Source organism: Paenarthrobacter sp. YJN-5 (assembly GCF_015040095.1).
GTDB classification, from domain to species: domain Bacteria; phylum Actinomycetota; class Actinomycetes; order Actinomycetales; family Micrococcaceae; genus Arthrobacter; species Arthrobacter ureafaciens.
Map to the genome: position 1 here is coordinate 63580 of NZ_CP053547.1, position 9658 is coordinate 73237.

Here is a 9658-nt window from a genome sequence, read left to right on the forward strand (position 1 = left end):
TGACCTCCTGGCCCCGTCCGATTTTGCAAGTCAGGGGCGTCATGAGGACTTCGTCGTCGCATGTGGTTGTTCAAGCCTCGGCATTCTTCGTCGCAACAAGGACATTAATCGGTGCCACGCCCGCAATCCGTGTAAACGGTAAATGGGCACAAACGACAAAAACTATTTTCCGCGCTCGACTGAGAAATCATTCCGGACACATCTGCCCGCTGAGCGCCAAATAATAATTCTGAGGAGTACATCCATGACTAATACAGCCGGGATCGGTGCCAGGCTGGTTCAGCCTGGTGATTTGGCCGAGGAGGCCGTGGCATTGGTTCGCCGGTGGCTGGCTGAGGGGGCGAAGGTTCCGATTGATGCAGCTGCTGCACAGTTGGCCGGCGTTCTGAAGGACCCCCAGGGCTTGGATTTTACCGTCGGTTTCGTGGACGGCGTGATCCGCCCGGAGGACAAAGCCGTCGCAGCGAAAAACCTGAAGCTCCTGGCCCCGAAAGTCCCCTCCTTCCTGCCCTGGTACATGAAGTCCGCCGTCGCCCTTGGCGGGTCCGTCGCACCGGTCGTGCCAGGTGTGGTGATCCCGGTCGCCCGCAAGGTCCTTCGCGAAATGGTCAGCCACCTGATCGTGGATGCAACCGAGGACAAGCTCGGCCGATCTATTGCCAAGATCAAGAAGGACGGCATCCAGCTGAACGTGAACCTGCTCGGTGAGGCCATTCTCGGTGAGGGCGAAGCCTCCCGCAGGCTTGAGGGAACCAGGAAGCTCCTGGCCCGCCCGGACGTCGACTACGTCTCGATCAAGGTCTCCTCCACCGTGGCCCCGCACAATCACTGGGCCTTTGACGAAGCCGTCGGCCATATCGTGGAAAAGCTCGCCCCGCTGTACCAACTCGCGGCTTCGTCCTCTCCTCGGAAGTTCATCAACCTGGACATGGAGGAATACAAAGATCTCGACCTGACCATCGCGGTCTTCACCCGCCTGCTCGAGATGCCCGAGTTCCGCACTCTTGAAGCCGGCATCGTCCTGCAGGCCTACCTTCCCGACGCGCTGGGCGCCATGATCAGGCTGCAGGAGTGGGCAGCGGCCCGCACCGCAAACGGCGGCGCTCCGATCAAGGTCCGCGTTGTCAAGGGGGCAAACCTTCCGATGGAACTGGTGGATGCAGACCTGCACGGCTGGCCGCTGGCGACCTGGGGCACCAAGCAGGACTCCGACACCTCCTACAAAGCAGTGATCGACTACTCCCTGACACCCGAACGCATCCGAAACGTCCGGATCGGTGTCGCTGGGCACAACCTGTTCGACGTCGCCCTCGCCCACCTGCTGGGCAAGGCCCGCGGAATCACCTCTGGCATCGAATTTGAAATGCTCCTCGGCATGGCAACCGGACAGGCTGAAGCAGTCAAGCGCGACGTCGGATCCCTGCTGCTTTACACCCCCGTCGTGCACCCGTCCGAGTTCGACGTCGCCATCGCCTACCTGATCCGGCGCCTCGAAGAAGGCGCAAGCCAGGAAAACTTCATGTCTGCGGTCTTCGAACTGGACAAGAACGAAGCCCTGTTCGAACGCGAGAAGCAGCGATTCCTCGCCTCCCTGACCGCACTGACCGACACGGTTCCCGGACCCAACAGGGTTCAGGACCGGACCAGTTTTGACACCGAGGCAGCCTTGACGGAGGCAATGTCGAGGGCAGCCCTTGGAGCCGGAGGAAGCGGTTACGGCGGTCCAACGATGAGTTTCGCCAACACCCCCGACACTGACCCTGACCTACCAGCAAACCGTGCGTGGGGCAGGGCCATTCTCAACCGCGTCCCGTTCTCAGTCCTCGGTGAAGAAACCGCTCAAGCCTTCGATCTGGACACCAAAGCAGAGCTTGAAGCGATCGTCGAAACGGCCGTTGCTCATGGCAGAACCTGGGGTGCCATGACCGGGGCCGAACGTGCTGCTGTCCTCCACCGGGCGGGTGTCCGCCTTGAAGCACACAGGGCAGACCTGCTGGAAGTCATGGCCTCAGAATGCGGCAAAACGCTCGACCAGGGCGACCCGGAAGTCTCTGAAGCGATCGACTTCGCTCACTACTACGCCGAACTGGCCAAGGAACTGGACAACGTCGACGGTGCAGAGTTCATCCCCTCGAAGCTCACTGTCGTCACTCCGCCATGGAACTTCCCCGTCGCCATCCCGGCCGGTTCGGTCCTTGCCGCCCTTGCGGCCGGTTCCGCCGTCATCATCAAGCCCGCCCGGCAGGCACGCCGCAGCGGGGCCGTCATGGTCGAAGCCCTCTGGGAAGCCTTCGACGAAGCAGGGATTGGCCGGGAGGTCCTGCAATATGTGCAGCTGGGCAAGCGCGAGCTCGGGACTGCATTGGTGTCCCACCCCTCAGTGGACCGGCTCATCCTCACCGGCGGGTACGAAACAGCCGAACTGTTCCGGTCCTTCCGCAAGGATTTGCCTCTACTCGCCGAGACCAGCGGCAAAAACGCCATCATCGTCACCCCCAGCGCGGATCTGGACCTCGCTGCTCGAGATGTCGTGCAGTCCGCGTTCGGGCACGCCGGGCAGAAATGCTCGGCAGCCTCGCTGGTCATCCTCGTCGGCTCGGTCGCAACGTCTCGCCGCTTCAACCAACAGTTGATTGACGCAGCCCGGTCCCTGAAAGTCGGCTACCCAGCTGACCCCCAAACCCAAATGGGACCGGTTATCGAACCGGCCAACGGTAAGCTCCTCGGCGGACTCACCACCCTGGGCCCGGGAGAGCATTGGGTCCTTCAACCGCAGAAACTCGATGACAGCGGGAAACTCTGGAGTCCCGGCGTCCGGGCAGGCGTTAAGCGCGGTAGCGAATACCACAAGACCGAATACTTCGGACCCATCCTTGGCGTCATGACCGCCGCCACCCTGGAAGAAGCCGTCAGTATCGTCAATGATATCGACTACGGCCTCACATCCGGGCTGCACTCCCTGAACCCCAAGGAGCTGAGGTACTGGCTGGACAACATACAGGCAGGAAACCTCTACATCAACCGTGGCATCACCGGTGCGATCGTGCGGCGCCAGCCCTTCGGCGGGTGGAAGAAATCAGCGGTAGGAGCTGGAACGAAGGCCGGCGGACCAAACTACCTAGTAGGGCTCGGAGAATGGAAGGACGCCGCCATCAAGGCGACCCCACAGGGTGAGCTATCGGCCCCGGCACGGCAACTCATAGAAGCAGCTGCCGACCTCGCCAGTGCCCAATTCGTCACCGCCGATGACGTAGCCTGGCTCGATTCAGCTTTGAGGTCGGACGCAGAGACCTGGACCATGGAGTTCGGTGTCGCCCGGGACGCTTCAGGACTCCGGGCCGAACGCAACATCTTCCGCTACCGTCCACTACCCGTCACGATCCGGTACGAGGAGGCAACATCCGGACACGGGTTGGCTGAGCTGTTGCGCGTCGTCTCAGCAGGCATAACAGCATGGAACGGGCGTCCCGAGCTCAACGCCCTCACGGTCAGTACCCTCGAGCCGCTCCCCGAGTCCGCTGCAAGAATTCTGAGGGGCCACGGGGTCCTTACGGTGGTGGAGAACTCCGCAGGGTGGGCCTCCCGCGTTAAGCTCTACGCAAGTAAGACAGGACAGGAATCGGGAGTACGCATCCGCCTGATCGGTGGCCCCTCCCTCGAAACAGCCGAAGCCGCCAACGGCAAACCCGACATCGCCATCTACGCCAACAACGTCGTTGCCGCCGGCCGGGTCGAACTGCTGACCTTCCTGCAGGAACAGGCAATCTCCATCACAGCGCACCGATTCGGCACTCCTAACGACCTCTCGACCGCCATCATCTAGACAGGAACCAAAGCAAGAGCTGGGTCCATAGCCACAATGGGGAAATGGACCCGGCTCTGGAACCAACGACGGGCCTAACGCAAACGAAGTTTCTCGGAAAAGTCTTAAGCGGCAACCGGCTTTCGAATCAGCCGATCGCGACCTGGGAACCGAATTGATTCCAGTGCAGGAGCTATTTCTGTAGGCGCCGCATGAACCACCAATAAAAACCCCCGTATTCGGTGTATAGAAGACCAAGTCATCAGTAATGAAGAAACGTATCCCCCGCAAGCAGGTGGTCGGCAAAACGCCCAAGGACCGAAAAGCCAAAACCGGTGAACATTGCCCTCTAACTGGATGGTGGGCAACTTATCTCGCCGGTTCGGACGGATCCGGTCGCTTTGTCGCCGAAGGAAATATTATGCCCGCAGCCGAGGGCAGGTCTGTCACTTGGATCTTGATCGCGAGTGAGTCCGGCCCACGTCCACCAAGACATGCCCTCCCTATAGTAGGAGCCTCAATTGACAGTCACTAGCCGCCCAGCTTCTCAAAGCGGCTTTCGCATGCCGCGACGCGTACTTGAGTTTGACACCGTCCCTGGCAGGTCGACCGTCCCTCTCCCTAGGACAGGACAGACACCAGATGAGCTCCCCCCTGTCTTCGACGGCTGTGATGTTGGCTGCCACTTCTGCGAAGGTCCCGAAACCGACTAGTCGTAGTCACTTCTAGCTCACCATACGTGCTTCTCTGAACGACGAAAGAACAACCTTGAAGTCCTACCGATGCGATGACTGGAGCTACCTCGTCGGCGCGAATGTCGAGATCCACAAAGACGGAAACTTGGTCCGTTCCGGAATCGTCGATTCCGTGATGCCGGACAACACCATCCTCTGGTTGGCCGCCGATCACAACGGCAATCGGGCACTCTTCGAATTAGCAGAAGGATTTGAGGTCTGGGCTGACCCTCAAGACGTCCCCAACGAACTCTACTCGGCCATGCTTTCCCAACAACCCCCAACATCAAAGGTGCCTTACTAAGACAACCTTGAACGGGCGGCCCAACCCTACTTTCAAATAGACGACTCTAACTGCAGTGAGTGGGACGGCTAAAAGAAAGGTCGCTGGCAACGCACGACGTCGCACTAGAGCCCACTGAAGAACTCTCTGGAGCACCGCCAAAATAAGGCGGATCATCAAGACCTGAGAGACTAAGGGCGAGCCGGAGCTTCGCGAGGAAAATCAAAAGGACAAAATGAATTCTATGACTAAACGAAGAGGGCAGTGCGCTGGTGTAGATATAGGCTCCCATAGTCTCTCTCCTAAAGCGACCGAGCCTCTCCGCGGGAAAGGAGCGTAGTCATTCTAGGGATGATGTACCCCTGTGGCATTCCGCATCCCGGCGAGGTCTTCCAGGACGCAGCATCTGATCGGCAGAGCTTAGACCTCATCTTTTATGACCCAATCCCGTCCATTGGAAGTGAAAAGCGTACTTCGAAGCACATTCGGCGATGCGGGGCGGGGAGCGCGACTCTCTTCCGGAGTGAACACTGACCGACGCGAAGCCAACCGTGATCGAGTTGGACCAGGACGTACAGCCACCGTGGGCGAAGGAACATGCCTTGACCACCTAGGAAAAAGCTCTTCACCGGCGGCCCTGAGGGTCAGGTGCTTTCCTCGGAGCGGCCGGACCTCGGGCGTTGGTACCACTCCATTTGCCCTTTAGCGATACCACCTCGCCGCAGCGGAATCGTACGCCCGTACACGCCAAGATCTACCCGATCAAGCCGGTCGAATTGCCCAATTGACGCAAAAACAAGAAAGACACACCATGCCTACTAGCCATGCTTCAGTTGCTGATCGCGGCCCTTATCCGTGGATGATTGAGGTGCAGGTGGAAAGAGCCGCAGAACTAGACCATGCCCTGGCTAAGGCTGTCGACGTCGTTTCGAAGGCTGCGCATGAACACCACACGGGCATAATGATCACTCGCACAGGCGTAGGCCAATATATAGTGCGCGCACACCCCGAGGTTCCGTTCGGGCTGACGAGGCAGCTTTACACCTGACGCACCAACGCAATCAACCGCTGCCCGCGGGGAAATTCGGGGAGCCGTCGCAAACGTTGAACGAAAGGTGATGGCGAAAGCCCTTTACGTTCCTCTCGACCCACACGCGTCACTCGAAGTCGTCCCGGGCGCCGAGAACCTCAAGAACACGATCATTGGTCCTGGCGTCAGCCAAGGAGATTCGAATCCCATCACCTGAAAAGGAGCGAACAAGGATTTCGGCCGCATCGAATGCCTTCAAAATGTGTGTACGAAGCGTTTCATCGGTGCGCAACCAGATGAAGTTGGCTTGCGTGTCGGGCAAAACCCATCCCCCATCGCGGAGGCGTTGCAATAGCCTGGAACGCTCCGCCGTTACCACTTGGGCTCGCGCTTGGATCTCGCCTGTGGCTTCCAAGGATGCTATGGCTGCACGTTGTGCTAAATCGCTGACACCGAAAGGCAGGGCAACGCTACGGAGCGCCGCCGCCAGGATTGGATGTGCCAGACCGTATCCAATCCTTAGCCCGGCCAGGCCGTACGCCTTGGAAAAAGTTCGAAGCAAACAAACATTGACATGACGCTGAAACAGCTTGATCGTGTCGATGGACTTGTCTGGATCAACGTATTCAACGTACGCCTCATCAATGAGTATAAAAACGTGCGGTGGTACTGCCGCCAAGAATCTCTCAAGTCGGTCTTGCTCAACGACTGTCCCTGTGGGGTTGTTGGGAGTGCAAATGATAATGACCCGAGTTTTCTCCGTGATGGCGGCCAACATTGCATCCAAGTCATGCTGCTCGTCGATGCCTAGGGGAATGGGCACGGGACTGGCGCCGGCAAGCTGGACGAGTATGGGGTAGGCCTCGAACGATCTCCAGGCAAATATCACCTCATCGCCGGCTTCACACGTGGCAGAGAGGAGCTGTTGAAGGACTCCTACACTGCCAGGACCAACCGCAACTGCATCCTGAGGAACCCCTAGAACCGTCGCGAGGTGTTCCCGCAGGGCAGTTGCGCCCATTTCGGGGTACCGGTTAATTGACTTGAGGGCTTCTCTGATCACGCGCTGAACGGAGGGCAACGGCTTCTCGTGGCTTTCGTTGGAAGCCAGTGCAGCAGTTTCTGGGTTGACTGCCCGGCGTCCGGCTACGTAGTTCGGCAGCGCTGCCACAACTTCACGGGGGTTTGGCTCGGGGGGTTCCAGCCGATCGATGCTTGTGCCGTCATGGTTTTCCAATAGGTGCCGGGTTCCCATTCCATGTCTCCTAATCCAGATGATCTGTGAGTTTGCCGTTTTTATTTCAACGTCTGCTGTGTAGTGCTCACCGGTTGGGCGGGTCACAGCAACCTGGTCTCCCGGGGAGAGGTGTGTCCAGTTTTGTCTCTTCATGTCGTAAGCCGCTGTCTGTTCAGCAGGAGACTGTGTCGCGGCATACACCCCGGCGTGGGTTCTGCCGAACCGCACCGCTGCCGCTGGTGCCGGTGGGTTAGCTGTCATTTTCATCCTGTCTTGTTAGAGAGCTAATGATGTCGAGACAGAATGGGCAGCCGTACTCGCCGTTCGACATCGAACCGCTCGAGGGAACTTGCCGGGCTGTGTGTGACCTGCCAACAAGTCCCTGTAGGTCTTCCGAATGTCCTAGCCCTTCCGGTGTTCACATTGGCAATGGCGTTCCCAAACCCAGATGTCTTGCTTTCTCAATGATTTGCCAAGTAACCGCTGCGTCTTGAAGACCGATTCCCACACTGTTGTAGAAGAGGATGGAGTCGTCGGAGACGCGGCCCGGGTGGCGCCCGGTGAGAACATCCCCAAGTTCTGCAACGTCAGACATGCCGATCACCCCCTGAGCCAAGCCTTCAATGATTGGTCCGGCCTGCTCAATCGCAGTGGGCAGATGATCTACGAAGACGGCGCTGCAAGAACTCAGGAAATCGCTGTCAACCTCCTTTCGTTGCGGAGCGAAAGAACCAACACTGATGACGGTAGTTCCCGGACTTACTGCCGCGGTAGGGAGAATGGGAGCCTCGCTCGTCGTGGCTGTAACTACGATGTCTGCATGTTCCACCGCTTCTTGTGCGCTCGTGAAAGCTCTGACTTCCATGGGCAGTTCTTCGCCTAGTTGCGCTGCGACGTCTCGGCATTCTTCAGCGAATGGTGACCAGAGCCGAACTTCGGTTATTCCGAGGGTCGTCGACAAAACCCGCGCGTGGGCGCGGCCCTGTACTCCACAGCCCAGAATGGTGAGAGTCTTGCTTCCTGGTACCGACAGCGCCCGCGCTGCAACCGCAGATGCCGCTGCCGTGCGCAGAGTTGTGACTGCTTCGCCGTCTACGATGGCGACTGGCCTGCCCGTGTCGGGGTCAAGCGCTAGGACGAGCGCGCTGACGTTCGGGAGTCCCAGCTCCCTGTTACCGGGGTTGACGCTGCCGAACTTACATACAGGGCCGGTCTCATCAGAAAGACGAGCTGCATAGCAGAAAGCCGTGCTTGATGACGGCCCGTTGATGAGAAGTCTGGCAGCCAGCCGTCCGGAACCAGATGATAGAGCTTCGAAAGCTGCGCGCTGGGAATCTACAGCATCTTCCGTGCTCAGCAGCCCGGCAATGTCCGCTGCTCTGAGAAGGAGCAACGGGTGCGTCGTCGTGTTAGTCAATTTATTCCTTAGTGCATAGGTGGTTCTCTTACCGGCGCCAACCCGGCCCGTCGTGGTTTCGTTTGGCAGCTGCCGCTCTGCAGAATAAGGTCATGGCAGCTCTAGTGCCGTTTATTCAGAATCGTGCGGGGTCGAATGGGGTAAGCTCGGACGGTTCTTCTCCGGCTAGGATTAGCGAGCTAAGCAATGAACCAGTTATCGGCCCCAGTGTGATCCCGAGCATGGCGTGACCCGCAGCAACAAAAACATTCTTATGGCCAGGGACGTGCCCGATCATCGGCAGCCCGTCAGGAGTCATGGGGCGCAGGCCCGCCCAAGCAACGGGCGTCTTTTGTAGGCTCCAGGAATTGAAGTAGTGAGGTGCGGCGCGGAGGATTCCTGCTGCCCTGCGATCGTCGACGCGCAAGTCCGTGGAACCGAATTCCATGGTGCCGGCCAACCGCAGACTGCTGTTCAACGGAGTGACAGCCACTTTATGATCGGACAGGTAAATGGCCCGCTTGAAGTTGATGGGTGGGCGAGTGATATCGAAGCCGTATCCCTTACCGGCCTGTAAGGGAAGCTTTGTTCCAAGCTTGCGTAGCAGTTCTCCCGATTGTGCGCCGGCGGCAACTACTACGGCTGCAGCTCTGTGGACCTCGGAGCGTTTCGTGACAATGCTGACGATGCCCTGACGGCCAGGCAGAATCTCACCTACGGCCTCATGGGTTGAGATCCGGACCCCCAGTTCCAGGCATCTGGCGGCCAGAGCCTCCACAAAGGAAGCAGGATCGATGAACTGATCGTAAGGGTTGAGGATCCCCCCGATCACTTGCTTTCCAATTGCCGGCTCCAGCGACCGAACTTCACTCGCTGACAGAATCTGCGCTGGCGCCATTCCCAGCAGTTCCATGGCTTTGGCATCCTCAGCGTGGGCCGCCAGACCTTGCTCCTGAAGGAACAGCTGCAAAATGCCATCGTCATGACGTTCAAAATCGATGCCGTCCATCTGCATTGCATCGAACTCGCTGAAAGCCTTGCGGCTGAGGGCTGCGGTCGCCTCGAGGCCGTTCGAGAACGCTGACCGTCGGCAGTTGGAAGTAGTGCCCCGTAGAGTGGTGTAACGATCCCGGCCAGTAAACGTCAGCGTGGCCACCGGGATCTTCCTTCGAGGAA

At 58.9% G+C, this 9658-nt stretch carries 5 protein-coding genes; 2 read left to right on the forward strand and 3 right to left on the reverse strand.

Annotated elements, in window-relative coordinates:
- Positions 1-244: 244 nt before the first annotated feature.
- On the forward strand, positions 245-3823 hold the full coding sequence (locus tag HMI59_RS25260; protein WP_193594604.1) for a bifunctional proline dehydrogenase/L-glutamate gamma-semialdehyde dehydrogenase: 3579 nt from the start codon (positions 245-247) through the stop codon (positions 3821-3823).
- Positions 3824-4570: 747 nt separating this feature from the next.
- Positions 4571-4840 (forward strand): hypothetical protein, encoded by a 270-nt coding sequence (locus HMI59_RS25265; RefSeq protein WP_193594605.1) that lies wholly within the window; start codon positions 4571-4573, stop codon positions 4838-4840.
- A gap of 1136 nt (positions 4841-5976) precedes the next feature.
- Here HMI59_RS25265 and HMI59_RS25270 read toward each other — a convergent pair.
- From HMI59_RS25270 to HMI59_RS25280, 3 genes are all read right to left on the reverse strand, one after another.
- Positions 5977-7347: a histidinol-phosphate transaminase gene (locus HMI59_RS25270; RefSeq protein ID WP_227471757.1), complete on the reverse strand. Its 1371-nt coding sequence runs from the start codon at positions 7345-7347 to the stop codon at positions 5977-5979.
- 157 nt (positions 7348-7504) lie between these two features.
- A complete protein-coding gene (locus HMI59_RS25275) occupies positions 7505-8503 on the reverse strand; it encodes an ornithine cyclodeaminase family protein (RefSeq protein WP_193594606.1) in 999 nt (332 codons plus the stop codon).
- A 115-nt stretch (positions 8504-8618) separates the two neighbouring features.
- On the reverse strand, positions 8619-9658 hold a 1040-nt coding region (locus HMI59_RS25280), incomplete at its 5' end, for an FAD-binding oxidoreductase (RefSeq protein WP_227471758.1).

What these genes read in the sequence shown, in the direction of transcription:
- HMI59_RS25260 (WP_193594604.1), top strand. Translation starts at nt 245, where the DNA reads ATGACTAATACAGCCGGGATCGGTGCCAGGCTGGTTCAGCCTGGTGAT.
- HMI59_RS25270 (WP_227471757.1), bottom strand. Translation starts at nt 7,347, where the DNA reads ATGACAGCTAACCCACCGGCACCAGCGGCAGCGGTGCGGTTCGGCAGA.